This is a genomic window from Dyella sp. NPDC103356 (assembly GCF_055584465.1).
Genome location: NZ_JBVJLZ010000003.1, coordinates 615,127 through 640,348, shown reverse-complemented (window position 1 = coordinate 640,348; position 25,222 = coordinate 615,127). Strand labels below are relative to the sequence as shown.

Sequence of the window (25,222 nt, the reverse complement as noted above, 5' to 3'; positions counted from 1 at the left end):
CTCATTAATGGGCGACCGTGCAGCACTCCGGTCATCGGACCGGGATCGCAAGAACCCTAAAGGTTGAGGCAAACGTGGCAAGCGGACGCGAAATCAAAACCAAGATCAAGAGCACGCAGAACATGCGCAAAGTGACGCGCGCGCTCGAAATGGTCTCGGCCTCGAAGATCCGCAAGGCGCAGGACATGATGAAGGCGTCGCGGCCCTATGCGCGGCAGATGCGCAAGGTGATTGCGCACGTTGCGCAGGCCAGCACCGACTTCACCCATCCGTTCCTGGTGCAGCGTGAGAAGACCGCGCGCGTCGCCTATGTGGTGATCACCACCGATCGCGGCCTGTGCGGTGGTCTGAACTCCAACCTGTTCCGTCGCATGATTCCGTCGATCCGCGAGTGGCAGGCCAAGGGCGTCGAAGTCGATGTGCTCGCGATCGGTCAGAAGGCAGTGCAGTTCTTCCGCCGCATCAAGGGTGTCAATCTGATTGGCAGCGTGACCCACCTGGGCGACAAGCCCAAGCTGGAGCAACTGATCGGTGTGATCAAGGTGGTGCTGGACGCTTATACGGACGGCAAGCTCGACCGTGTCTTCCTGGCCTACAACGACTTCATCAACACGATGACGCAGAAGCCGACGGTCGACGCGTTGCTTCCGTTGCCGCTGGTGGCCGCGGAAATGCAGGCCGCCGAAGGCGACAAGCAGAACACGCCGAACTGGCCGGTGGCCGGTCTCAAGCTCGAACAGTCGCATGACTGGGACTACATCTACGAGCCCGATGCCGCCACGGTGCTGGAATACGTTCTGGGTCGCTACATCGAGTCGGTGGTGTACCAGGGCGTGTTGGAAAACCTCGCGAGCGAACACGCTGCGCGCATGGTGGCGATGAAGAGCGCATCGGACAACGCGAACAAGGTGATCGGCGAACTGACGCTGATTTACAACAAGGCGCGTCAGGCCGCGATTACCCAGGAAATTTCGGAAATCGTCGGCGGCGCAGCGGCGGTATAACCACGGGCGGCCACGGACGTGGCCACGCGTATTCATTAAACAAGCGACGCCTCGGTGGCGCTGTAAAGAACCTTAAAGATCCATTCGGAGCATATCCATGAGTCAGGGCAAAGTTGTACAGATCATCGGCGCGGTTATCGACGTGGAATTCGCACGCGATCAGGTGCCGCAGGTTTACGACGCGCTGAAGATCGACGGCACGGCGATCACGCTGGAAGTCCAGCAGGTCCTCGGCGATGGCGTCGTGCGTACCATTGCGCTCGGCTCGACCGACGGCCTGAAGCGCGGCCTCGTGGCGCGCAACACCGGCGAAGGCATCAAGGTGCCGGTCGGTAAGGCGACGCTCGGCCGCATCATGGACGTGCTCGGCAACCCGATCGACGAAGCCGGCCCGATCGGCGAGCAGGACCGCTGGGTGATCCATCGCGAAGCCCCGAGCTACGCTGACCAGGCCGCGGCTACCGATCTGCTGGAAACCGGCATCAAGGTCATCGACCTGGTCTGCCCGTTCGCCAAGGGCGGCAAGGTCGGCCTGTTCGGCGGCGCAGGCGTGGGCAAGACCGTGAACATGATGGAGCTCATCAATAACATCGCCAAGGCGCACTCGGGTCTGTCCGTGTTCGCCGGCGTGGGTGAGCGTACTCGTGAAGGTAACGACTTCTATCACGAGATGAAGGACTCCAACGTCCTGGACAAGGTCGCGATGGTCTACGGCCAGATGAACGAGCCGCCGGGCAACCGCCTGCGCGTCGCGCTGACCGGCCTGACCATGGCCGAGTACTTCCGCGACGAGAAGGACGAGAGCGGCAAGGGCAAGGACGTGTTGCTGTTCGTCGACAATATCTACCGCTACACGCTGGCCGGTACCGAAGTGTCCGCGCTGCTCGGCCGTATGCCGTCGGCGGTGGGTTACCAGCCGACGCTGGCCGAGGAAATGGGCGTGCTGCAGGAGCGCATCACCTCGACCAAGACCGGTTCGATCACTTCGATCCAGGCCGTGTACGTGCCTGCGGACGATTACACCGATCCGTCGCCCGCTACCACCTTCGTTCACCTGGATTCGACCGTGGCGCTGTCGCGCGATATCGCCAGCCTGGGTATCTACCCGGCCGTCGATCCGCTCGCTTCGACCAGCCGCCAGCTCGACCCGCTGGTGATCGGCAACGAGCATTACGACGTTGCTCGTCGTGTGCAGGGCACCTTGCAGCGTTACAAGGAGCTCAAGGACATCATCGCGATTCTGGGCATGGACGAGCTGTCGCAGGAAGACCGCCAGGTGGTGGCGCGCGCACGTAAGTGCGAGCGTTTCTTCTCGCAGCCCTTCCATGTGGCCGAAGTGTTCACCGGTTCGCCGGGCAAGTACGTGTCGCTGAAGGAAACCATTCGCGGCTTCAAGATGATCGTCGACGGCGACGTGGACCATCTGCCGGAGCAGGCGTTCTACATGGTCGGCGGCATCGACGAGGCGATCAAGAAAGCCGAAGAGATGGGCGCCAAGAAGGCAGCCTGATCGAGGTGAACGATTGGACCCGCTGATCAAGAATCAGCGGGTTTACCGTCACCGCCGCTTTATCGAACGTATTGGAACACCGTCATGAGCCATACCCTGCGAGTCGACATCGTCAGCGCCGAAGCCGAGATTTTTCACGGCGACGCGACCCTGGTCGTCGCTACCGGTGAAATGGGTGAGCTGGGTATCGCGCCCCGCCACGCCCCGCTGATTACCCGCCTGAAGCCGGGCCACGTCGATGTGGTGCTGACCAACGGCGAGCGCCAGCAGTTCTGGGTATCCGGCGGCATTCTGGAAGTGCAGCCGCAGGTCGTGACCGTCCTGGCCGATACCGCTGTGCGCGCTTCCGATCTGGACGAAGCCGCTGCTCAGCGCGCCAAGAAAGAAGCCGAGGACGCCCTGGCCAACCGCACGGACGCCGAAGACATTGCCGAGGCCCAGGCCAAGCTGGCATTGGCGTTGGCGCAGCTGCAGGCGCTGGAGCGTCTGCGCAAGAACCTCAAGCACTGAGCGCTTCGTTCGATGGATGTTTGCGAGACGCCGGCCTTTGTGCCGGCGTTTTGCTTTTAGAGCGCCCCCTCACCCCAGCCCTCTCCCCCGGCGAAACCAGGGGAGAGGGAGCAACTCGGGGCAAGGTTGAAACTGGCCGGCTTTAGCCCTTCTCTTCAGGCTTGGGCTGAGGGAGAGAGTAGCCTGCAGCAAGATTGACACCTACCGGCTCTAGCTCCCTCTCCCCTGGCTCTGCCGGGGGAGAGGGCTGGGGTGAGGGGGCGCCTTGCAAGTCTCGCGCGCTCGCATGCATCCTGATTGCCCGCTCCCCCACAGAAAGCGCTATGTCAGTAAGAATCTTTCTTGCCGCAGCCATCGCCCTGCTACTGGGTGCCTGCGCACAAAATCAAAGCAGATTGGCCAGCGTGCCTGCCAATCAAGGCAACACTTCCTGGCATGAGAAGGTCGACAAGGACACGCTCCACTACCAACTCGCCATGGGGCAGGTGGCCAGCGGCGGCTCGCCCTTCCAGCGTGTCGATCCGATTTACCCGCCCAGTTTGTTGCCACGTTGCATGCAGCCGGTAGATGTCGATGCCCTGTTGATCGTCGACACCGACGGCAAGGTCGACGAGGTGCGCGTGGCAGATGAAACGCAGACGGATGCCGAGCACAAACTGTTTATCTCCGCGACACGCGAGGCTGCGAAACAGTGGCAGTTCAATCCGTTGGTCATTCGCTACTGGACGGCCGATGCGAACGGTGAGCAACACGAAACCAGCAACGAAACCAGGCCCTTCAGCCTACGTTATACGTTTCATTTCGAATGCCGTGACGGCCGTGCCATAACCCATACGGCCGATCACCCGGCTCAGGCCTGATCGTCCGTTATCATTATCTCCCTCTCAGCAACGTGCCAAGGTCAGCGCCATGAACAACGCCCCGCTGCATGTCGTCATCCTCGCCGCCGGCGAAGGCAAGCGGATGAAGTCGAAGCTGGCCAAGGTGTTGATGCCACTGGCCGGGCGACCATTGCTCGCTCATGTGATCGAGGCTGCGCGAGCGCTGCAGCCGAACGCCATCCACATCGTCTACGGCCACAATGGCGACCAGGTGCGTGGCGCATTCGACAGCCAGTCCGATCTGCGTTGGGCCTTGCAGGCCGAGCGTCTGGGTACCGGCCATGCGGTGGCACAAGCGCTGCGCGACATCCCCGATACGGCGCGCGTGCTGGTGCTCTATGGCGACGTGCCGTTGACTCGTGTCGAAACGCTGCGTCGCCTGTCGCAATCGAACGAAACGCTATGCCTGCTCACTACGCGGCTGGCTGAGCCGCAGGGCTACGGCCGCGTGCTGCGTGACGGGAATGGGCTGGTGCGTGCGGTGGTCGAGGAGAAGGACGCTGATGATACTCAGCGTGCGGTCAATCTGATCAACACAGGCATCCTCGCGGTAGAGGCGGCTGCGCTCAAGCGCTGGATCGACAAGCTCGATCGCAACAACGCCCAGGGCGAGTATTACCTTACCGATATCTTTGCCATGGCGGCAGCAGAGAACCGGCCAGCATTCAGCCAGGAATGCGATGACCCGGTTGAAGCGGCGGGTGCCAACAATCCCTGGCAGTTGGCCGGGCTCGAAGCACACTACCGTCGTCGCGCCGCGCGTGCGCTGGCTGAAGACGGCGTACGCATGGCCGATCCCACGCGATTGGATATACGCGGCGCGGTAACCGCTGGTCGCGACGTGGAATTGGATATCGATGTCGTGCTGGAAGGCAACATCCAGTTCGGCGACGACGTCCGCGTTGGCCCGTTCTGTCGTCTCAAGAACGTGCAGTTCGCCGCCGGTACGGTGGTGCTGGCCCATTGCGATATCGAAGGCGTGGTGACACATGGGCCATGCACGATCGGCCCGTTTGCGCGTTTGCGCCCGGGCACCGAACTGGCTGCCGGCGTACATGTGGGTAACTTTGTCGAGGTCAAGAAGTCGACGATCGGCGAGAACAGCAAAGCGAATCACCTCAGCTACATTGGAGACGCCATCATTGGTCGTGGCGTCAACATTGGCGCCGGTACGATTACCTGCAATTACGATGGTGTAAACAAGTTCACCACGCGTATCGAGGATGGCGTCTTCATCGGCTCCAATAGCGCATTAGTAGCGCCGGTAACTGTCGGAAAAAAGGCAACGATAGGGGCAGGTTCGGTCATTACCAGGGATGCACCAGAAGATACCTTGACGCTCGCTCGCGCACGGCAGGTTACCTTGGTGGGCTGGCAGCGACCGGAAAAGAAATAACTGAAACTGCCAGACTATCTTTTTCGGGCGATCAGCCGGTACGCGTTTCCTCGCCCGAATGCCTTGAGTAGCGGGCCTGCCAATGTGAGATCGAGCACTCTGGCCGTGACCAGCAGCGGCAGCATCGATGCCAGCACCATATTCCGTAGCATGCGCGAAGCGGCACTGCTTGAACCGTTCCGCCATGGGGTGTCCGTCGGCGGCAGATGTTCATTCAGCCAAAGCATGACGGCTGCGGAAAGATCGATGGGATCGTGCGGCCCGGCGTGATCGTAAAGCTCAATGTCGAAGCCCAGTGACGTGAGCTCCGCGATGAGATTTTCGACCGGCACGAAATGCAGGTGTTGAGGCTGCAGCCAAGGAAGCCAATACCGGCCCAGCCATCGTGACATTGGACAACCCAGGTTGGGCACCTCGATGACGAGGAGGCCTCCAGTCTTGAGCAACATGGCGGCCTGACCCAGCTCTTCTTTGGGCGCCGTCGTGTGCTCAAGATAGTGGTACATGCTGACAACGTCGTAGCTATGTTTCAGGTACTGGCTGAGGATCGATAGAGGCTCACGAAATGCTCGTTCGATTCGCTTCGAGCACAGCGCGTCTTCGATGCCTTCGGACGAATCGGACCCATGGAACTGTGTTCGAGGAAATACCGCTTTTGCCGATTCGCAGAAATGCCCATGACCGGCGCCTACATCCAGCCAAAGTGAAGGGCTCTCTTCGAACGTGTGGACCGCTCGTGCGCGCTGGTGATAGATACGGCCTCTGCTGGCAAAGGCCGTGCTCATGCGCTGCTTGCCAAGGCCATCGTAAAAGTCACGGTAATAGTAGCCCAGGCCCTCGCTACTCAATCGTGGGTTCTGAAAAACATGCGTGCATTGTCTGCAGGCATCGAGCATGAATTCACCACGTTTCCTCTGAATAAGGTCGACGGTGTGAAGGCGCGTGGCGAGGTTGCGACTGCCACACCAAGGACAGCAATTTTCTCGATCAAGGAATAGTTCAGGGCTGCTGCCGTGCATCGATGTGTAATAGCGTCGCGCGACAAGCATGTCATCTTCCATGCTCAATTCTCCACTCCATGAAGCGCACCCGATTCGAGAAAATGCTCGATCGCATCGGCGGCACGATCCGTGCCGTCAGCCATGGATGGCCTGATCGCTTCGGCGCACTGCCGATATTGCGGCTTCTCCAGGACAGCATCGATGGCGGCGCCGAGGGAGGGAATATTCGGCCGGCCAAATCGAACACGTATGCCCGCGCCGGCATCGACAACTTGATTGGCGATGACTGGTTGGTCATCTCGAATCGGCGCCACCACCAGAGGCAAGCCATGGAGAAGCGACTCCGATACCGTGTTCTGACCCCCATGGCTGACCACCGCATCCATATGTTTGAGGATGGATAGCTGAGGCACCTCCTTGACTAGGACGATATCCTCAGTTGATTTCTGTTCCAGATGGCTCGATGGGTCGACCAGAATCGTCTGAATCGATCTTCGCCGTTCATTGCATGCGCTCCAAATCGCGCCGAGGAACTCCCGGCCTGCCAACGTATTGACTGTGCCGAGCGACACAAGAATTTTTCCTCGATCATCCAATAACTGCCATGGGAATGGCGCGGATTCATTGCGATGTTTGACGGAGCATCCGACGGCTAGGATGTTCAAATGTGCAGGAATAGCTCCAGTAAGCGATTCACTGCTAAATAGCACTGTGCCAAATGGCGAGAACCGCGGGTCTTCCGTGTTTGAAAGCGCAAGTTCACGCCCCAGTTCGGCCAACATGGCTGACAACCATCGATGGAAGCCTGGATGATCATCCTGATTGGATGACAATTCCCCAGCTGTGCTGGCAAGCGTAAGCCAAGGCAAGCCAGCTTCGCGGGCACCGAATGCGCCGCTGATTGCCTGTTGGTCAGACAAGATTACGTCGGGTCTGAAGGATTCGATGTTGTGCCTGACGATGGGGTACATCGTTCGAGCGATGTCGAAACATGTCTCCCAAAAATACTTGACAGCAGCAGGTCCGCGAAGATTTCTTGGGCGCTCGCTAGCACACTCGACCAAGCCCACCAACTTTTCCTCGCACAGAACGCGCTGCGATGGTGCTGTCTTGGATAGTTTCTCTGCATCTGTAATCCAGCCGACCTCGTGCCCGCGCTTCTGCAGCTCCATCGCGACGCTGGCGGCCGGATTGAGGTGGCCCATAAACGGAGGCGCAATAAACAGCACGCGGCTCATTGTTGCGCCGCCAGGTCGAGCGAGCCGACATAGAACTCGCGAAGCATATGGTTCACTGTCGGTAACGAGTCGTAGATGAGAAAGTGGGTTCCGTCGGGGATGACTCGTGTCTGCACGTTGGGTAGTTGACCGATCGATTTCACGGTTCTGTCGTATGATCCGTGGTCGCTGCGGCCGCCGTATATACCCAGTGTTGGTACACCTATAGCACGAAGCTGTTGATCATCGAGCACTTCGCTTTCCTCCATGTCCGAGAGATAAGTTGTATCCACGACCATTCGGCGCATGCGCGATAAGACGGAATCACTAAGTCCAACGTTGAGACGATAGTGCTCAATGAATGCGTTTATGTTGTCGCGTGCGAAACAGATATAATCTGAAAAATCGCGCTTGCATTCGTGCGTTAGAGGGCATCCTTCCAAAAGCAGGAGGCTTGAGCATCTTCCAGGTCGGGTGGCGACGTAACCTGTCGCAAGGCCTGCACCGAGTGAGCAGCCAATGATATGTATGCGCTGATCCGCGCCCTTTAAGAGAAGCAGCTGATCAAGTTCGCTATAGGTATGGTCGACGTGAAAGCAGCCGGGCTTGTAGCTGCTTCGGCCGTAGCCTGCGCGATCATAAAGAATGACTTGCATGCCGATGCGCAGCAGTTCGGGAACTATCGAGAAATAGTAGCTACTTAGGTTGTCGGAAAGGCCGCCATGGAGAATGACGACAACCGGCGCGTCTTTTGCTACTTTCTCGCGCTCACCATTGGCATCGATGGCAAGTGAATTGACCATGATATCGTTGATGCATTGATACATGTCCTTACTCCAAGCTGGACAGCTTGCTTGCTACGTAGCGCGATATGTCGCCGATGGTCAGGTCGGTTGCTGATCCAAAATCCATATTCGTCAGATAGCTCGCGAGATTGATTTTTTCGCCATAACGCTCGGTCAATGCCAGGCCAAAACGCACGATGTCGAAGCTCTCGAGCTCCAGGTCCGTCTGAAAGGAAGTCAAAGGGGTGATCTCCGTGTCTACGCAATAATCGCGCATGACATCGCGAAGAATTTCGGCGATATCCTTAAAAATAGCGTCGTCATTTGTATGGTTTTGAACGGTCCGTGTCATGCTGGTTTCTCCTTACAAACAAGTTGCACAAGTCGCAATGTTCCACCGGTGCACAGCTAACCACCGATCGACCAGGACACTACGAACACCTTATCGTTCGTCTCCGTAGGAGAGATGAGTCGATACTCAACGGTATGATGAAGTGTCCTGCCATCGTCCGCCCTTCGAGACATGGTCAGTGTGAACTCTTCTATCGATATCACGGTAATGTTGTGGGGCCTGTAACCTAGGCCTTGGCCGTTTAGCTTGGAAACGGCTTCCTTTGCCGTCCATAGACGCCAGAAGAGCAGGTCTCTCTCGGACGTCGTACGTGTGGAGCGATTGAGTAGATCAATTTCTTCCCTGCTGAGACAGATCTCCAGCGCGCCGGGGTCCACGGGCCGAAGCAGCTCTGTATCGATACCCAGCCCGCCCGGTGATAGGGATTCCTTACGGCATATGGCAACCGCAAATCCTTCGACGTGCGCTATCGAAAGATGAAGCTTTGGTAGATTCCGGCCATAATTGCCAATGGCATATGGCGCTCCTTTCTGATCATTGCGAATGATAATCTCCGCAGGATATACGTCGGATTCTCCACTTTCCCAGAGATGACAGCGAATGGCATCTTTTGCCGCGATGCGCCCAAGAATCCATTGCCGCTGTCGAATGCTCTTTAGCCTCAGATACTCCTCGCGCTCGGATTGGGCGAGCTGATAGTGCAGAAGCAACTCGCGGCTCGCTGCATCCGTCCAGTTCTCGCTTAGCCAAATCCAGGATTCATCGGTAGACGTACCCACGGGATATCGTTCGGGAAAATAGGTACTTGATTGAAGCTCCGAGTCGAGGCCGAAGCGTCTGTCCGACCATTGGGTAATGGTAAGCCATGGCGCATCTCCGACGGCAGCGCGGATGCACGCATGCACCGACAAACTCTCAACTGTGAACGAGTGGACAAGGCAGTCGATAAGGTCGCCGGCCTTTGGCATGCCGCTGTGGAAGTCTATCCTCGCTATACGATGAGGAAAGAGAAGTGAGTGTTCGTCGAGGCGAAGCATGCCAAGTAAGCCGACAAGCTGGCCCAGGTTGTCCAATGTCGCGCCAATAAGCGGCAGCGCTCGAATTCTTGCAAAGAGATGGTCTGGGCCGCCATGAACAAGCTGCTCTATTCCCTGGTAGGACGGGCCGTGAAACATCCACCTCTCGGTGTATATCTGAGAAGCGTCGATTTCGCAGGGATATTGATGAACAGGTGACTGCTCCGGTGGCGCATGTTTGTACGTGTGGCCAAATCGAAAAGTCGCTTGGCAGTAGTTGCCGATCTTCACGACAACCCCATCGGATGATGTTTGCCGTACGTCGACAGGGATGTCGATGGAGGGAATGGCTTCCATCCAGCGCGAAAAGAGAATGTTTTCGATCGCGATGATCTTGGCATCAACCCTGGCGGCTGAAGCGTATTGCCGCATGATCTCAATCAGCATCGTGCCAGGTACGATAGGCCACCGGTCCGCGTCGTTGTCGCATTGCTCGCCTTGCCGAACAAGTGAATGGTCTCGAAGGAACGGCATCGTATTCATCGATACATGAAGTACCGGAGCGGGTGCTTGAGTCCGCAGCCTGTGCGTGTCATCGGCCGCTTGTATAACCCGAGACAGATCGCTGTGCGCACGTTCAAGCATGTTTACGAATGCTTCCGCGGCTGGTGAACGTGGGTTGGATGTGCGGTCGCTGTTGAACGTGCCGGCGTTCAAGGCTCGGCTGTTGGCTGGGAGACTGACTAAGCCAGAGCCGAGATCTAAAAGGTAGTCACTCGGGAGCGTCGGGCGATTGCTCAGAAGATGCGGATCGACAGCAACACCACAAGACCATAGATCGAGGAGCATGCGTTGGAGTTGATCCATTCCCGGACGGCGGGAGTTTGCCATCGAGGTCGCCACATGAGGCTCGTGACGGAGCGTGTCGTTGATCAATGCCTCTATCTGGCCGGAGCCGGCTTGTATGAATGTTCTGAAGCCAGCGTCATACATGGATCGAATAAGAGCGTGAAATCGAACCGGCTCGACCAAGTGCCGGCGCATAAGCGCAGCGACGTCATCCGGCTCGGCCGGATAAGGAGAGCCGGTAGTTGCTGACCAGACATCGCAGATGGTTGAATGTAGTTGTCCGCCGCCGATATTTGCTATGAACGTTTCTACGTGAGGATCAAACATGGGCGTGTGCAGCCCGGAAAGAAACGGCAGCGTTTGCGCAAAATGCCCCAGCTCGCGGACTGTCTCCGAGAATCTCTCCACCATGTCTGGCTGCCCACAGATAATTGTCTGCTCGGCAGCATTTTCGTGTGAGACAACCAGATGCCCCGACCACGGCTTCCGGTCGAGAAGCTCCATGACAGCAGAAGATCGCATGCTTACTACAAGATAGGGGAGCTGTGGGAAAGCGAAATCGTCGATGCCAGACGACAAATGCGTTTTGCTCAAATCGGGTAGGCCGCCCGCAGCCCCATAAGCCGTCAGCTCACCTATGCTATGGCCGGCCAATGCATTGATCTGAATACCGAGGCGGTGCAATACCGCGTGGAAAAATAACCCGGTTTCGATAACCAGGCGCGCGTGCGAGACGACGTCATGTATGAGTACGCCACGCTTGTCAGGCACGCCTAGCCTGAAGTGGGCGGCCACATCTTCAGAAATGCTGGGCATGTGTGTATCGAGCCCGGGGAAAAACAGCGCGATTTTGTTTGTCCCTTCAGTATCCAGATCGATGTCGGGTAGATGCCAGATGTCTTGTTGCCCACGGCACGCCTTGCCCTCGAGCACGGTTGCAATGGCCTGCCGAATGCGATCGGAAGTCGGGTTACGTACTGCCAACCTGACCGATCCACCTGCAGCACATGGATCCGACCCGCCGGATAACGCTCGCTGCAGCATGAGAACCAGCGCGTCTTTGCTCTCGGCCTGAAAAATGAGGACGTCGGGTAACGCTGTCGCGCTGTCTCGATTTGCATCCGGACGGCGCGTACCAGCGGAGTCGAAGGACTCCATGACCAGGTGCCCATTGATTCCCCCAAAGCCAAAGGCGTTGACGCCCGCGCGACGACAAGTCCTGTGCTGCGGGGTAAGCCAGGGCGATTGCTTGGCGAGAACGCGGAATCGCGATCGGGCGAGTAGCCTGTTCGGTATGGTGCAATGCAGGCTGGGCGGGAAAGTGCCGTGGTACAGCGCGAGCGCGGTCTTGATAACAGCGGCGATACCGGCCGCCGGCATCGCATGGCCTATCATCGATTTCACCGAACCCAGAACGGCATGCGAGTCCGGTGTGGCCGTGAATATAGTCCCAAGCGTTGTCAGTTCCGCCTGATCGCCTGCGGGGGTCGCCGTGCCATGCGCTTCGATCAGATCGACGCTGCCAGCGGCGCTGGGATCCAGCTGCGCATCCGCCCAGGCCGCTCGAATCGCACGCAGCTGACCGGATGTCTGCGGGCTCATCAGGCTTGAGCCTTTGCCATCGCTCGATATACCTGTGCCCTTGATGATGGAATAGATGCGATCGCCATCACGCGCCGCATCGCGTGCGCGCCGGAGGACAATGATGCCGCTCCCTTCGGCTATCAGCAGGCCATCCGCATTCTCGTCGAATGGTCTGATGCATTGCGATTGAGAGAGTGCGCCAAGTTCTTCAAATACCTTCCAGAAAGATAGGTCATGGCAGTGGTGGATTCCGCCAGCGAGGACGATGTCGCAGGCGTTCTCACGAAGCAGACGAATCGCCTGATCAATAGCCAGCAGCGAGGACGCGCACGCTCCGTCAACAGTGTAGGCCGGCCCAAGCAAGTCCAGCCGGTTGGCAATGCGAGACGCTGCCAGATTGGGTACCAGTCCAATAACCGAGCCATGAGCCGTGAAACCAAGCTGGTTGATGAAACCATCGCGCACTTCCTGCACCGCGCTATCGGAAACGTTCGGGTTTAATCCACGAATGGCGTTCACGAGCTGTTGCGAGCCGCGAACTTTCTGTTCATAACGAGCCAGGCCCGGCGTGATGTATCCACCTCGCCCTAGGATGACGCCAATGCGTTCGCGATCGACATGTCGCTGCGGCTGGCCTGCGTCGATCAGCGCGTCGGTGGCGAGTTTGAGCGCGATAAGCTGGTCGGGCTCGATGTAATCGAGATCGCTCGGGGCTATGCCATAGAGAACAGGGTCGATGGATATTTCTGGAATGAAGCCGCCACGGCGGCATCTGGGCAAGTCGAGCGACGTATCATTCAGGCTGCTGGCACCGCGCAGCCAACGCCCAGCGGGAACGGTTGTTATTGCATCTGCGCCATTGACTATGTTCTTCCAATAGTGAGAGAGGTCGGGTGCACACGGGAAAAGCGCGGCCATGCCTGTAATGGCGATGTCGCGGTTCAGTGCTGAGGTACCCATTACCAGGTACCTGCGCTGTAAACGACAGACGGCTGATCGCCTCGGTTCCAGGTCAACTCGGCGATGAATGCATCCACCCCCGCGCTGGTTCGAATCATTGGAATATCGCGCGCAGCAAATTGCCTGCCAAGCTCAGTTGACACCATGCCGCCGTGGCCTTCGCCAAGCGGCGCCCACGGCCCCCAATGGATGGCTATCGCGCGGGTTGCGCGATCCCTGCTCCAGGACCTGCCCAGGGCATCCATGGCGCTGTTTGCCGCCGCGTAGTCGGATTGGCCGCGGTTTCCCGCCAATGCGGCGATGCTCCCGAACATCCATAGTACAGTCGGTGGGTGAACCAATTTCTCACAGGCGGCCATTAGGTTCTTCGCGCCTTCCACCTTGGCGGCCCAGACGCGCGCAAACGACGGCTCGTCTTTGTCCGCGATCAGTTTGTCCTCGATAACGCCTGCGGCATGGACAATGCCGTAGATGCAGCCATGGTGTTGCTCGATCTGCTGTAGCAATGCGTCAACTTGTGAAGCGTCGGCGATGTCCGCCGAATGATAGCTGGCTCCACATCCCGCTTCGGCGATGGACAGCATCGTTCGTTGGACCTCTCGTCTCGCAAGCAGGTCTTTGGCCATTGATGTCGCCAATGCTGCAGTGCCGGCCATGCCGTGTTCGAGTATTGCCCCGCGTATCTCATTCAGGCTGTGGAATTTGTCCAGGTGACGATCGGATTCGTTCGATGCCTCCTTTGTCCTCCCGATCAGAGCGATATGATCGGCGCTGGCCGCCAGACGTTGAGCCAATTGGGCAGTGATGCCTCTGGCACCCCCTACCAGTACCCAGGTAGCTTTTTCGGGTATGGGCTGCCTGGGCGTCGGAGTGACCGGTTCGTCAACAAGTATCGGTTTGTACCGAGTTGCCTGTTGGTAGCAAACGATGGGTGTGCAGGTGTCGTCCGTTGCTTCGGCAAGCAGGATTTTCGCTGCCTGTTTCGCATCGACATCGTGCTCCAGTTCGATGAGACGAATGACCTGGTCAGGGAATTCTTTGGCTGCGCAACGAAACAAACCTCTCAGCCCCGCCCTGAGGACGTCATCATCTTTTCGGTAGAGCGCGAATAGGCGTTGGTGTCCGCTCAGGAAGAATGCCTTCCATTCCGTGTATTGCGCGGGAAGTTGATCTTCGGTGAGCGATGCAACGTCTACCACTAGATCGAAAGGGAGGGACGCGTTGGCATCGAAAGGCGCAGTTGTGTCAAGAGAAAAACCAGCTTGATCAGCCAATTGTCTGACCGCTTCAGTCAGCGCAGCAGAGCGGGTCAGTAGGCGAATATTTCGATTGCGCATGGAGTCACCGGCGTTGATGAGGGCCGTTGGCTGCATGCTTTCGACGAAGCGGCGGGGAACAGTACCCATGGAGCCATCGTCGGCGGCAAGCGGCGGGAACTGTTCGATGGCCATTTTGTTTTGCGCCAGTACGGCAGCCATCGCCGCGGGTGTGCGTGATGCGCTCAGCGCCTCGATCGTTTCAGGATGGTTGGCAACAAGGAACGCCTGAGCAAGGTGCCCAGCGATCTCTGCACGCTTTATCGAATCCACGCTTAACTCCGATTCGAGATCCAGGTCCTTGGTGATCGCATGGGGGGGATACCCGGTTCGATCGCATATGGCGGAGATGACTGCTTGGAGAACGTCCGGCATCGAAGGAGTGTTTTGCACCATGGGCGTGGTCTCATCGGCGTCCAGCTTAATGACATCGCAGATGGCGTTTATGGTTCTAGCTTGAGACAAAGCTTCAAGTGTTGCTGGATCATTCTTCGACAGCCATTTCTTTTCATCCATCGATTGCACGATATGGCCAATGATCTCGGCGCGCTTGATGGAGTCGATGCTCAGGTCGCTTTCCAGATCAAGGTGATGTTGGAGCGCGTTCGCGGGGTAACCGGTGCGCTCACTGATGATGTGAGTGACGATGGACTCCACGGAATGGCTGGACGCGGACCGCTCATGCAGCTCCAAGGGCAACGCCGTGGTCGACGGTATCGGGCTTGCCGCTGGTGGTGCGTAGTCGTTGGAGGCCGGCAGAGGCGCTGATGAATGGCCGGGTCGACCCCCCAGATGTTGCAGCAGGACATCGCGCTGAGAAGCAATGGCATGGCTCGCGCTCTGGATAAACTGCTCGACAAGAGCATAGTCATTGGGCTGATCTTGATGGCTCGGCGCTGCGGTAACGCATGTTGCAACAGGCAGTGCAGGCTTGATGCCATCCGTCAAAGGCATGCCATCGGGCGATCGAACGTAATGGCCGTCGACCAGCCAGAACGATTCCGGCTCTCGGCTGGCTCCGCGGAGCGAGTGATTTCGCCCTTCGACAAGCCATGATTCATCGATAGCAACTCCCATGACGGCGAGCGAGGCCAGCGTTTGCATCAAGCCGGCAAGCGTTCCATCGGCCTGCGGGTCTATCGATAGCGCTCGATGAGGACGTTCTCCGAGAATGGCGCGTGTCAGCCCGCAAAGAACATGCCCAGGGCCGACTTCCAGAAAGACTCGGGCGCCGGCATCGTGCATCGCCCTGATTTGATCCACAAAGCGTACCGGGCAAGCAATTTGCTCTGCCAGTTCTTGTGCTATGTTCGATGCGTCCATCTCATACGGCGTTGCCAGACGATTTGACCAGACTTGATGGTTAAGTTCCGACAACGAAAGGTCCGCCAGCACATTGCGGAAAGGCGCGCTTGCCGCCGCGACAATCGGGCTGTGGAAAGCGCACGCGACCGGCAATGGCCTCGCACCGATGCCTTTTTGCTTCAAAAAGGCACATACGGAAGATATGGCTTCAGTTGTCCCGGATATGACGGTTTGTTCGGGGGCGTTGTGATTGGCGCATACGACATCCGAAGCGCCTTCACACATAGCGAGCCATGGCCGAATGGCTTCGGGTGACGCATTGATGGCGGCCATGGATCCTGGATCGTCCCCCAGGGAGTCGAAGATGCACGCGGCTCTGCGCTTGCTCAGTTTGAGCAATGTCTTCGTGTCATAGGCGCCGGCCACGCACAGGGCGACCAGTTCACCGTAAGAGTGGCCCGCCGACATGTCAGGAACGATGCCGAGACATTCAAGCACCTCAGTGACCATCATCGAGGCAATACCCAATGCGGGTTGCGCGATGCGTGTATCTTTTAGTCGTTCGACTTGGTCGTTGCGCGAATAGTCGTCAACCGGCGTGCTCGTAAACCAGCGTTCCTCGATGTCCTTGTCTAGCGCCAGGAATTTGCGTAGCGAGGGAATGTAGGTAGGAAGCTCGCTCAGCATGTTTGGCCGCTGGCTGCCCTGGCCAGGGAAGAGGAAGGCAAGCTTTCCGACGCCAGAATGGTCCGGATCGCGGATATTCAGCTCGCCGGCAATGGGTATGCCTTCAAGTGCGGACCGGAGAAGCTTCGCCAGGTGAGGAACGCTTTTTGCGACGAGAGAAAATTGTACTGGCTGGCGTCGATCAGTTTGCGTATAGGTCTCGACGGTCAGGGCGAGAAGCGACATGGGAGTCGCGCTTTCGATCTTCTCCAGATATCGAGCGGCGATTTCCTCGGCCGCCTCCCTGGTTTCGCCTCGTATCAGTATGAGTTCGCATGGCCTTTGGATCAGTGCGGGATCGATGTCATTTTGATTTCCGGCACTGGAAAGCACGGTGTGGAAATTTGTGCCGCCGAAACCAAACGCGCTCACTCCGGCGATACGCAGCTCTTCGCTTGCGGGCCAGGGTTGAGGTATGGATTGAAGGCGTAACGGGCCCTGGTTCGGCCATGCTGCGTTGGGTGTTGCGATGTGAGCCGTGGGTGGGCGAATGCCCGTATGCAGCGCAAGCGTGGCCTTGATGATACCGGCCATGCCGGCGGCACACTTGGTATGCCCGATGAGCGCTTTGGCGGAGCCCAGCGAACAGCTCTCCTTCGTTGCCTCTGCCTCTTCGAGGATTTGTGATAGCGCCGTCAACTCGGTCTGGTCGCCTACTACCGTGCCTGTCCCATGTGCTTCGATAAGTCGAACAGCCGCGGGGCTTCGCTGGGCCTGTTCATAAGCTCGGCGAAGAGCCGCGCATTGGCCTTCCACACGTGGAGCGGTCAATCCTCGAGCTCGTCCATCGCTTGCTGACCCCACCGCTTCGATGACGCTATAGATGCGGTCGCCGTCGCGTTGAGCGTCTTCGAGACGCTTGAGCACCAAGCAAGCAACGCCCTCACCGAGTACGATGCCGTCACTGCTCGCGTCAAACGGCAGGGAGCGGCCGCTTGGCGACAGCGCCCCAGCGGAATTAAACATCATGTAATCGCTGATGCCGTTGTGAAGATCGGCGCCTCCGCACAGCACCAGGTCGCTGCCATGGCGGCGAAGCTCTTTACACGCCGCATCGAGTGCTGCGATGGAGGATGCGCAAGCCGCATCTATGGTGAAGTTGCTTCCCCCAAGGTCCAACCGGCTGGCAATACGGCCGGCGATGACATTGGAGAGGGTGCCGGGAAACGTATCCTCGGTGAACTTGGGCAGCTGTTCGAGCAACGGAGGCGGAATGGAGTCGGCATACGTCGGCAGCGCCGCACGCATTATCAAGGCATCACGTAGTTCGCTGCCGGCCTCGGCGCCAAAGATGACGGCGGTACGGGAGCGATCGAAACCACCCTGGCTGTAGCCCGCGTGGTCGAGCGCCCGTTGTGCCATCTCCAGGCTCAGCAGCTGGATGGGCTCGATATTTGCCATCGATGAGGGTGGGATGCCGTAGCGAAGCGCATCGAATTTGATCGGCGTAAGAAAGGCGCCTCGCCGGGAGGCGACGGTGTCCTCAGTTACCGCCTGATCACCTTGGTAACGATCTGCATTCCATCGAGTGCTTGGCACATCACTGAATGACGCTTTGGCTTCGAGCATGCAGCGCCAGAAAGCGCTTACGTCTTCAACGCCTGCAAATGTGCACGCCATGCCGATGATGGCCACGTCGTAACGTTCTGGGACATTGTCTTGCTTGCTTTGATGCGCCAGGAATTGCTCTGCGCGTTGCAACAGGTGATCTGCTGCGTCTTTGGTAACCTGCATGTGCAAGCGATGAAGTGTTGACGTCTGATCTTGAAGAATGGATACGTCGCCCGCCATGAACATGCCGTCGTTGAGCTGGCTGCAAGAGTCGGCGACCTCAAGTGACTCGTTACGGCGCAACAGACCTTTGCTCGCCAGACGGAGCCGGCCGAGATTGAGCTGCTCCAGTGCTTGCCAGACTTCGCGCTCGGAAGCTCCCTGTGCGCGCAAGGCCTGCTTATGGCGGTGAAACTCCGGCACAAAAGGTGTGGAGAGGCATCGGGTTGCGTGCCCGGGAGCGGTTTCGAGCAGGCTGGTTTGCGTGGCGTCAACGAGCTGTTGCTGAAAGAGCTCGCCGATCGCGCCGTATTTCACGGCCTCGATGGTGAAAAGATAGGCCGTACCCATCAACAGGCCCGTGCGTACGCGGTCTGCGGGCAGACCGATGGTGAGGGCCATTGCGGCTGCAGCCGACACGGCATCGTGTATGCCGCCAGCGAACACCAGTTCGATGGGATGCGCCTCTTTGCCGGATGTCCTTTCCAGGTAGGTTTCGACGACATCCAATTGAGCTTCCCACAACGGGAAGCTGTTGCGTGGCCCGATATGACCGCCGCATTCGGCTCCTTCAAAGATAAAGCGACGGACACCGGCCTCAAGGAACTGCTCAAGAAGCATCGGCGAGGGCGCATGTAGGAAGCTGGTTATTCCGAGTTTTTCCAGTGCCGCGACCTGTGACGGCTTGCCGCCGGCAATGATGGCGTGGGTAGGTCGAGCCTGCACAATGGCTTCCCATTGCGCCTGGCGAACCGAATCATCGGCAAATCCCAAGATGCCTACACCCCAGGGGCGATCTACGAATTTCTCCTGGCATTGGCGAAGAAGCGTCATGGACGCTAAGCCGTCCAGCAAGGCTAGCGCGACAAATGGAAGTGCGCCGGCGTCCGCCACTGCAACGGCGAAACCGGGTTGGTCGCTGACGCGGGTCATTGGCCCTTGAAGGAGTGGCAAAGGCGTGCCCAGCGTTTCGTACAGCGTGGAGGGCCCCTGGGGTATCGAGGTCGCCAACTGGCGTGGAATGTTCCGGAACGCGGCTATCGTCCGCGACACTGTTTTGAAGCGCTTGGCGAATACTTTGGCTAGATAAGCATCTTGCCCGGCGACCAGCGGCGCTTCTGCCGGGGCATGCTTCCGACGGATGAATCGATAGCCGTTTTCCTTGGTGGTTTCGCTACCATCGACACGACCGAGAATATGGCGAACGTCCAGCGATGCATGGCTTTCGTCAAGCAACGCCAGCTGGATGTCCAAGACGATACCCGCCGCTCCCATGGCTAGCGCAGCAGTCGCCGTTCGCCATCCGATGCCTCCGCACGCCCAGATCGGAATGCCGATTTCCGGTGTGGAAATCAACGCCTGTAAAAGGATGAATGTCGACAACGAGCTACTGTAGCCGCCTGATTCATCTCCTCGTGCGATCAGGCCGATGGCACCGTCTTTTTGTGCCTGAAGCGCTTCGTCGACGCTGCGTACTTCGCGCATGATTGCGAAGCGATCGAACAGTGCTTCCGATGCATTCGTTTCAGCCGACAGGACAATGAGCGTCTCCCGTGGCAGGTCATCGCATAGATCGCCCAATGACGAAGGGGAGTATCCGCTTCCTATCCGAACTCCAAAGGGAGAGCGAGCGTTGTGTTGCAGATCGTCTAGCGCCTTTTTCGCCACCCGTCGGTCCGAGCCGAGGTCCAACACGCCTGTAGCGCCGCTTTGGCAGATGGCTGATGCGAGTCTCGCATCAGGGGTTTCCAGGGGCGTGATCCCCAGCACGATGTGGCTGACGTGTTCAGAAGCGTATTCGCTGCCCATGAAAATCCCTTTCTTGAGGCATGATGGAATGTGGCCATCGTAGGCGTTGTACAGCTGCCGTTTATAGTGGTTTGACACGGCTAACGACGTCGAAGGTTGCGCCATCAAGCGGTAGTCGAAGCGCCCAAACTATGCGTGTAAGGAATCACGTAGCTGACAATCGCAGTCTGGCCAAACACGTTCGGAGTGCGATTCATCGGGGCTGAAGGGCGTGAGTGGCTGTCCCCATGGTCGAGGTAAAGCTGGGTGCCGCCGTTGTGTGTTTTTTGTGTGCAGTGATTTCACAAACCGATCTTTTCTGTACCGCCAGCCAAATGACACACCACGGGTCCCTCCCTGGGTTCAGCCTGTTCCGGGGATAATCCAGCTGCGATAGCCCACTCTGTCAAAGGTCAAAGTTGGCTGGGTATACTTCGCAATCGCCTTAAGGCTTAAGAAAAGACAAACAAACCTGGTGCTCAACGTATGACCGGACAAAATGCGATGCAGCACGAGTTGGCCGTCCTGATCGTCAACGCCTTGAATCTGGAGTCGGTCGAGCCAGAGCAGATCGATGCGGACGCGCCGCTGTTCGGCGGAGAGCTGGGCCTCGACTCCATTGACGCATTGGAAATCGCCCTGGCTGTGTCCAAGCGCTATGGGTTTCAACTGCGCTCGGACAACCCCGATAACGGTCGTATCTTCGCCAGCCTTCGAAACCTGTCCGATTTCGTTGAACAGCACCGCGCTATGGCGCTATGAGCTCCGTCGGGCATACCGTGAGGCTCCTCGTAAGGGAGAGCCATCCCAGCCTAAAGGGGCATTTTCCCGGTAACGCCATTGTGCCAGGGGTAATGATTCTCGAGTCCGTGGCAAGCCAGCTTAAGGTCTGGCAGGGTTTGCGGTTGGCCAAGGTGCTGGAGGCCAAGTTCATGGCGCCGTTGTTGCCAGAGCAGTCAGCGGAGCTTTTGATGACCGAGAAAGGCGACGGACGCTTTGGCTTCACGGTCACGCTGGATGACCGCACACTGGTCCGTGGCGTTATCGAGGGGCAGGTATGAGCGAGCACTGGCAGAACAGGCCTGAAGGGGGAAACCGAATCGCCTTGATGGCGATTCGCGCGATCGCTTTGCATGGCGGACGAGTTCTCGTACATGCGCTGCTTTGGCCAATTACGCTGTACTTTTTATTCCGCCGCGGTCCCGAGCGCAGGGCGTCACGCGACTTCCTCACTCGAGTGTTCAGGCGCCGGGCAACGTTTGCCGAAATCTTCAGGCACATACGCTACTACGGTGCCACTCAGCTGGACCGGATTTTCTTTCTTGCCCATGGCGAGCGTGAGTTCGATATCGCGGTCGAAGGCATTTCCATGCTCGAGAGTTATATCGACCGAGGGACGGGCGTGCTGCTGGTCGGCTCGCATCAGGGAAGTTTCGAAGCGCTGCGAGCGTTGAGTTCCCGTCGCTCCGACCTGTCCTTGCGCGTCGTTCTCGACAAGAAGAAAACGCCGGAGATGACCCTCCTGCTCGAAGAGCTGGCGCCGCACGTAGGCGCCTGTGTCATCGATGCATCACGCGGCGGAACGTCAGTGACATTGGCTGCATCCGAGGCATGCCGGGATGGTGCATTGGTGGCCCTGCTGGCCGATCGCGGCCGCGAGAACGAAACCTTGCGACGCATTCCATTCATGGGTGAGTTGGCGGGCTTCCCGATCGGGCCGTGGTTGTTGGCGCATACATTGAAAGTGCCGGTCGTGCTTTGCTTTGGCATTTACCAGGGCGGTAACCGTTACAAGCTGATCTTCGAACGCTTTGCCGATGCAGTCGATATACCGCGTGATCGGCGTGGGCCTGCGCTGGATGCGATCATGACGCGCTATGCCGCTCGATTGGAGCATTACGCGCGAACTGAGCCGTACAACTGGTTCAACTTTCACGACTTCTGGCAAAGCGATTTTTCCGATGAGCCCATGATTCCGGTCGCTCGTGCGGAACACGCCGATGCCTGATTTGCCAAAGAGCGACTGGGCCCACCTGATTCCGCATGCGGGCAGCATGTGCCTGCTCGACGCGATACGTCGTTTCGACGAAAGCATGATTCATGCCGTCAGCAGTAGCCATCGGAATGCGGATCATCCGCTGCGTAGTACGTCGGGGCTGCATGCGGTGCACCTTGCCGAATACGGTGCGCAGGCAACGGCCGTGCATGGTGCATTGCTGGCGCGTTCGCGCGGCATCGAAACGGTCAGGCCAGGGCGTCTGGTGAGTCTGCGCGAGTTTGTGCTGAACGTCGAAACCCTGGATGAGCTGAGCGGTATGTTGGATATCACCGCACAATGCCTATACGCCGATGAAAGCGGTGCCCAATACAGCTTTTGTATCGAACACGACGGCGCGCAGCTGGCCGGCGGTCGCGTTGCGATTATCCACCCGCAGCCTTAGCGTTGCCAAAGACCGCATTGGGCACATCGCCCACGATCACCGGGGTCTCGCGCGAGCGGCGGTAGGCGCGACGAACGCTGCCGTAGTGAAGTATCTGCTTCACCGTATAGACCGTGATGCGCGTAACGTCGCGCACTGGGCTGAAATGGCTGAGTCGAAACTCGCCTTCATAACGTGAGGCGATCGGCACGGAAACGACGCCCAGATGCTCCTGGCGTGAAGCGGCGATCAGGATGGCCGCTTCGAACACGAAGTTTTCCGCTGGCAGGTCGACGAGATCGAGCGCTGCGCGCGGATACCAGCGCTGTCCGCTTTGCGTGTCGGCAACCGGTTGCGCGCAGGCCCACGAAATACCCCAGTCGGCAAAGGCGTTGGCAAACCGGCGTCCTTTGGGCTGTTGCTCGCGGTCGAGCATGCGTGCGCCGACCACGATATGGTTCGGATAGCGTTGGGCTGCCCTCACGATGCGCGGGATATCCGCGGCCAGATGCTGGCCGTCGCCGTCCATGGTGACGACGGCCTCGAAACCCTGGCGCAACGCCTCGCGAAAGCCCGTGCGTAGCCCTTCGCCTTTGCCCATGCGTTGGGTGTGACGCAACAGCGTGACGGGTAGCTGTTGCACGATCTCGATCGTGCGATCGGTGGAGCCATCGTCGACGACAATCACCGGCAGGTTGAGGGCCAGCACGGAGTTGATGACCCGGGCGATCGCGGCTTCTTCATTCAGGCAAGGAATCAGCACGCACCAACGGGAAGCGGAAGCGTTCATTGGATAATCTCCGTATGGACGTCCAAATGCATAGCAGGCGCCAACGCCAGCGCGGCGCGGCCACCATCCCTGGCCAAAAGCGTCAGAAGCGGCAAGGCACGCGCGCTCGCGTTATCGGTATACCACTCCGGCAGAGTCGCCGAAGGGCTTGTCGTGACGGGCGTTTCGCCGGCAGTCACGCGCAACTGAAGGCTGGCGACGCTGCGGTTACCTTTTTCCGGCGACAGCACCAGCGCGCAGCCAAACGACTGTCGGCAGCCGGTAAGTTCGTTCAATGCACCACTGCCGGCAATGTCGCTGCATACAAGTAATGCCGGACGCTGGTCGGCCTGCACCTGTGTTGCCGCTTCCAGCAACGCGGCACCGAAGCTGGTGTGGCCTGCACAGATCGCGGTAGAGGGCGCATGGCAGCCGATAGCGATCGTCCAGTAACCGACCGGGGCGTTGTGCACGGAATTATGGAAGCGTGTCGGTGAAAGTTCGGTCGGCGCCCGAGCAAGGGTAGAGCACATGTAATCGGTGATGACGTGATCGCCGTGTGCCGATGCGAAAACGCAGGCCAGTTGCGTCTGGTCGGCGCCACTCATGTCGATGGCCTGTCCGGCGACTTCGATCGCCAGTAGAACGCTTTCGGGTGCGCGTCGCCGTTCGTTGGCTGGCAAACGCTCAGCCGGTGGCCGGGTTCGTTCGGCAGGCGAAACGGTTTGTCCCGCGAGTTGTTCTCGCAAGGCGTGGAAGTGCGGCCAGTGAGCGGCCCAAAGCCCTACGCCATCGACGTGCACGCGAAGCGCACTCATGGCGCACGCTCCGCACGTGCAAATGCCAGGCAGATGTTATTGCCGCCAAAGCCGAACGAGTTGCTCAGCGCGACATCGATGCGCTGCCTTTCATTGCGCAGCGCCCACTGCGGGCCGCAGTGCACGTCGGGCTCGTCGCAGCCGGCATTGCCTGGCACGGCATCGTCGGCTATCGCCAGCAAGGTGATGGCCGCTTCGACCATGCCGGCCGCACCCAGGGTGTGTCCGGTCAGTGCCTTGGTCGAGCTGGCGCGTGTCGTCGACGGGAAGCTGCGTGTGACCAGTTGTGCCTCGACTTCGTCGTTCTTCAGCGAGGCGGTGCCATGCAGATTGATGTAGTCGACCTGGGTGGGCTCCAGTCCCGCACGCGCGAGGGCGTCACGCATCGCCAGTTCGGCGCCCAGTCCTTGCGGATGCGGTGACGACATGTGGTGGGCATCGCTGGACTCGCCATAGCCGAGCAGCCGTAGCGCATCGGAGGCCGCTTCGCTGCGCTCCAGCAATGCAAAACCTGCCGCTTCACCGATGGAGATACCGCGCCGGGTACGGTCGAAAGGCTTGCATGGTTCGGGCGAAATCAGTTCCAACGCGTTGAAGCCGAACAGCGTGCTGTCGCATAACGTGTCCACGCCACCGACGACCGCCGCGTCGACCAGGCCAAGGCGGATCATCCGTTCGGCATGAGCGAACGCCTTGGCGCTGGATGAGCAGGCTGTCGATACCGTCAGGGTAGGACCGTTGAGCTCCAGGGCTGCGGCGACAAAGCCGGTTAGGGAGTGCGGGACGTGTATCTCCCGCCGACGCAGATCGGCCGGAATGCGCCCCTGGGCGTCGAGTCGGCGGTAGGCCTCCTCGGTAGCCCCGATGCTGGCGGTCGAAGTGCCCAGGATCAGGGCGATCCGGTCCGCGCCATAGCGTTCCCGGGCGGCGCGTACGGCGCCGGTGAAGTCGTCCTGGTTCAGGCCGAGCCATGCAAGCCGGTTGTTCCGACAGTCCCAGGCGGTCAATGGCTCGGGCAGGCCGGTGGCCTCGATACCCTCCACCCGACCGATCCAGCAGGCCAGCGGCTCGCTGCTGAAGTCATTGGGTTTCAGGCCGCTGCGTCCTGCCTCAAGCGCAACACGATGCGCCTCCAGGCCTTGTCCCAATGCCGAAGTGACAGTGAAAGCGGTGACGGCGAGGGAAGGGATCGGGTTGGGCATGACGCAAGCCTGCGGGCTTTGACTGCTTGTGTGTCGGTTGTGT

At 58.9% G+C, this 25,222-nt stretch carries 18 protein-coding genes; 9 read left to right on the top strand and 9 right to left on the bottom strand.

The window, feature by feature from the left end; translation table 11 throughout:
* The first annotated feature begins 74 nt into the window (after nucleotides 1-74).
* The 5 genes from atpG (at nucleotide 75) to glmU (ending at nucleotide 5,301) form a co-directional block, all read left to right on the top strand.
* On the top strand, nucleotides 75-1,004 hold the full coding sequence (gene atpG / locus ACZ6WW_RS09665; protein ID WP_281850723.1) for a F0F1 ATP synthase subunit gamma: 930 nt from the start codon (nucleotides 75-77) through the stop codon (nucleotides 1,002-1,004).
* 97 nt (nucleotides 1,005-1,101) lie between these two features.
* Nucleotides 1,102-2,514 carry a F0F1 ATP synthase subunit beta gene (gene atpD, locus ACZ6WW_RS09660; RefSeq protein ID WP_281850722.1) on the top strand — a complete coding sequence of 471 codons (1,413 nt, stop codon included), beginning with the start codon at nucleotides 1,102-1,104 and terminating at the stop codon, nucleotides 2,512-2,514.
* A gap of 84 nt (nucleotides 2,515-2,598) precedes the next feature.
* Nucleotides 2,599-3,024 (top strand): F0F1 ATP synthase subunit epsilon, encoded by a 426-nt coding sequence (locus ACZ6WW_RS09655; RefSeq protein WP_281850721.1) that lies wholly within the window; start codon nucleotides 2,599-2,601, stop codon nucleotides 3,022-3,024.
* Between the two features lie 323 nt (nucleotides 3,025-3,347).
* A complete protein-coding gene (locus ACZ6WW_RS09650; RefSeq protein ID WP_465273993.1) occupies nucleotides 3,348-3,884 on the top strand; it encodes an energy transducer TonB in 537 nt (178 codons plus the stop codon).
* Nucleotides 3,885-3,933: 49 nt separating this feature from the next.
* Nucleotides 3,934-5,301 carry a bifunctional UDP-N-acetylglucosamine diphosphorylase/glucosamine-1-phosphate N-acetyltransferase GlmU gene (gene glmU / locus ACZ6WW_RS09645; RefSeq protein ID WP_465273992.1) on the top strand — a complete coding sequence of 456 codons (1,368 nt, stop codon included), beginning with the start codon at nucleotides 3,934-3,936 and terminating at the stop codon, nucleotides 5,299-5,301.
* A 14-nt stretch (nucleotides 5,302-5,315) separates the two neighbouring features.
* On the opposite strand, the gene ACZ6WW_RS09640 is transcribed toward glmU, so the two are convergent.
* From ACZ6WW_RS09640 to ACZ6WW_RS09615, 6 genes are read right to left on the bottom strand one after another with little or no spacing between them, the layout of a single operon-like run.
* Complete coding sequence (locus ACZ6WW_RS09640; protein ID WP_465273991.1) at nucleotides 5,316-6,362, bottom strand: class I SAM-dependent methyltransferase; 1,047 nt, start codon at nucleotides 6,360-6,362, stop codon at nucleotides 5,316-5,318.
* A gap of 2 nt (nucleotides 6,363-6,364) precedes the next feature.
* Nucleotides 6,365-7,540: a glycosyltransferase gene (locus ACZ6WW_RS09635; RefSeq protein ID WP_465273990.1), complete on the bottom strand. Its 1,176-nt coding sequence runs from the start codon at nucleotides 7,538-7,540 to the stop codon at nucleotides 6,365-6,367.
* The gene (locus ACZ6WW_RS09630; protein WP_465273989.1) at nucleotides 7,537-8,346 is read right to left on the bottom strand and encodes an alpha/beta fold hydrolase; all 810 of its coding nucleotides are present in this window, start codon (nucleotides 8,344-8,346) and stop codon (nucleotides 7,537-7,539) included. Before ACZ6WW_RS09630 ends, ACZ6WW_RS09635 begins: the two co-directional genes overlap by 4 nt.
* Before the next feature lie 4 nt (nucleotides 8,347-8,350).
* The gene (locus ACZ6WW_RS09625) at nucleotides 8,351-8,656 is read right to left on the bottom strand and encodes an acyl carrier protein (RefSeq protein ID WP_465273988.1); all 306 of its coding nucleotides are present in this window, start codon (nucleotides 8,654-8,656) and stop codon (nucleotides 8,351-8,353) included.
* A gap of 56 nt (nucleotides 8,657-8,712) precedes the next feature.
* Nucleotides 8,713-13,065 (bottom strand): beta-ketoacyl synthase N-terminal-like domain-containing protein, encoded by a 4,353-nt coding sequence (locus tag ACZ6WW_RS09620; protein WP_465273987.1) that lies wholly within the window; start codon nucleotides 13,063-13,065, stop codon nucleotides 8,713-8,715.
* Nucleotides 13,065-20,096, bottom strand: coding sequence for an SDR family NAD(P)-dependent oxidoreductase (locus ACZ6WW_RS09615; protein WP_465274055.1), 7,032 nt, complete (start codon nucleotides 20,094-20,096; stop codon nucleotides 13,065-13,067). Before ACZ6WW_RS09615 ends, ACZ6WW_RS09620 begins: the two co-directional genes overlap by 1 nt.
* A gap of 360 nt (nucleotides 20,097-20,456) precedes the next feature.
* Here ACZ6WW_RS09615 and ACZ6WW_RS09610 point away from each other — a divergent pair, with 360 nt between their 5' ends.
* The 4 genes from ACZ6WW_RS09610 to ACZ6WW_RS09595 are packed head-to-tail and all read left to right on the top strand — an operon-like array spanning nucleotide 20,457 to nucleotide 22,411.
* Nucleotides 20,457-20,732, top strand: a complete 276-nt coding sequence (locus ACZ6WW_RS09610; RefSeq protein WP_465273986.1) for a phosphopantetheine-binding protein — start codon at nucleotides 20,457-20,459, stop codon at nucleotides 20,730-20,732.
* On the top strand, nucleotides 20,729-21,031 hold the full coding sequence (locus ACZ6WW_RS09605) for an ApeI family dehydratase (RefSeq protein ID WP_465273985.1): 303 nt from the start codon (nucleotides 20,729-20,731) through the stop codon (nucleotides 21,029-21,031). The genes ACZ6WW_RS09610 and ACZ6WW_RS09605 overlap by 4 nt, the downstream gene beginning before the upstream one ends.
* Nucleotides 21,028-21,978: an LpxL/LpxP family acyltransferase gene (locus ACZ6WW_RS09600; RefSeq protein ID WP_465273984.1), complete on the top strand. Its 951-nt coding sequence runs from the start codon at nucleotides 21,028-21,030 to the stop codon at nucleotides 21,976-21,978. Before ACZ6WW_RS09605 ends, ACZ6WW_RS09600 begins: the two co-directional genes overlap by 4 nt.
* A complete protein-coding gene (locus tag ACZ6WW_RS09595) occupies nucleotides 21,971-22,411 on the top strand; it encodes a hotdog family protein (protein WP_465273983.1) in 441 nt (146 codons plus the stop codon). The genes ACZ6WW_RS09600 and ACZ6WW_RS09595 overlap by 8 nt, the downstream gene beginning before the upstream one ends.
* Here the strand turns inward: ACZ6WW_RS09595 and ACZ6WW_RS09590 are convergent.
* Genes ACZ6WW_RS09590 through ACZ6WW_RS09580 form a run of 3 tightly spaced genes read right to left on the bottom strand, consistent with a single transcriptional unit; the run spans nucleotide 22,392 to nucleotide 25,179 of the window.
* Complete coding sequence (locus ACZ6WW_RS09590) at nucleotides 22,392-23,180, bottom strand: glycosyltransferase family 2 protein (protein WP_465273982.1); 789 nt, start codon at nucleotides 23,178-23,180, stop codon at nucleotides 22,392-22,394. The two genes, ACZ6WW_RS09595 and ACZ6WW_RS09590, sit on opposite strands and share 20 nt — an antisense overlap.
* Nucleotides 23,177-23,977, bottom strand: a complete 801-nt coding sequence (locus tag ACZ6WW_RS09585; protein ID WP_281850706.1) for a beta-ketoacyl synthase chain length factor — start codon at nucleotides 23,975-23,977, stop codon at nucleotides 23,177-23,179. Before ACZ6WW_RS09585 ends, ACZ6WW_RS09590 begins: the two co-directional genes overlap by 4 nt.
* Entirely contained in the window at nucleotides 23,974-25,179 is a 1,206-nt protein-coding gene (locus ACZ6WW_RS09580) for a beta-ketoacyl-[acyl-carrier-protein] synthase family protein (protein ID WP_465273981.1), read from the bottom strand. Before ACZ6WW_RS09580 ends, ACZ6WW_RS09585 begins: the two co-directional genes overlap by 4 nt.
* Nucleotides 25,180-25,222 lie beyond the last annotated feature (43 nt).

What these genes read in the sequence shown, in the direction of transcription:
- atpD (WP_281850722.1), top strand. Translation starts at nt 1,102, where the DNA reads ATGAGTCAGGGCAAAGTTGTACAGATCATCGGCGCGGTTATCGACGTG.
- ACZ6WW_RS09655 (WP_281850721.1), top strand. Translation starts at nt 2,599, where the DNA reads ATGAGCCATACCCTGCGAGTCGACATCGTCAGCGCCGAAGCCGAGATT.
- ACZ6WW_RS09650 (WP_465273993.1), top strand. Translation starts at nt 3,348, where the DNA reads ATGTCAGTAAGAATCTTTCTTGCCGCAGCCATCGCCCTGCTACTGGGT.
- glmU (WP_465273992.1), top strand. Translation starts at nt 3,934, where the DNA reads ATGAACAACGCCCCGCTGCATGTCGTCATCCTCGCCGCCGGCGAAGGC.
- ACZ6WW_RS09640 (WP_465273991.1), bottom strand. Translation starts at nt 6,362, where the DNA reads ATGGAAGATGACATGCTTGTCGCGCGACGCTATTACACATCGATGCAC.
- ACZ6WW_RS09635 (WP_465273990.1), bottom strand. Translation starts at nt 7,540, where the DNA reads ATGAGCCGCGTGCTGTTTATTGCGCCTCCGTTTATGGGCCACCTCAAT.
- ACZ6WW_RS09630 (WP_465273989.1), bottom strand. Translation starts at nt 8,346, where the DNA reads ATGTATCAATGCATCAACGATATCATGGTCAATTCACTTGCCATCGAT.
- ACZ6WW_RS09625 (WP_465273988.1), bottom strand. Translation starts at nt 8,656, where the DNA reads ATGACACGGACCGTTCAAAACCATACAAATGACGACGCTATTTTTAAG.
- ACZ6WW_RS09620 (WP_465273987.1), bottom strand. Translation starts at nt 13,065, where the DNA reads ATGGGTACCTCAGCACTGAACCGCGACATCGCCATTACAGGCATGGCC.
- ACZ6WW_RS09615 (WP_465274055.1), bottom strand. Translation starts at nt 20,096, where the DNA reads ATGGCGCAACCTTCGACGTCGTTAGCCGTGTCAAACCACTATAAACGG.
- ACZ6WW_RS09610 (WP_465273986.1), top strand. Translation starts at nt 20,457, where the DNA reads ATGACCGGACAAAATGCGATGCAGCACGAGTTGGCCGTCCTGATCGTC.
- ACZ6WW_RS09605 (WP_465273985.1), top strand. Translation starts at nt 20,729, where the DNA reads ATGAGCTCCGTCGGGCATACCGTGAGGCTCCTCGTAAGGGAGAGCCAT.
- ACZ6WW_RS09600 (WP_465273984.1), top strand. Translation starts at nt 21,028, where the DNA reads ATGAGCGAGCACTGGCAGAACAGGCCTGAAGGGGGAAACCGAATCGCC.
- ACZ6WW_RS09595 (WP_465273983.1), top strand. Translation starts at nt 21,971, where the DNA reads ATGCCTGATTTGCCAAAGAGCGACTGGGCCCACCTGATTCCGCATGCG.
- ACZ6WW_RS09590 (WP_465273982.1), bottom strand. Translation starts at nt 23,180, where the DNA reads ATGAACGCTTCCGCTTCCCGTTGGTGCGTGCTGATTCCTTGCCTGAAT.
- ACZ6WW_RS09585 (WP_281850706.1), bottom strand. Translation starts at nt 23,977, where the DNA reads ATGAGTGCGCTTCGCGTGCACGTCGATGGCGTAGGGCTTTGGGCCGCT.
- ACZ6WW_RS09580 (WP_465273981.1), bottom strand. Translation starts at nt 25,179, where the DNA reads ATGCCCAACCCGATCCCTTCCCTCGCCGTCACCGCTTTCACTGTCACT.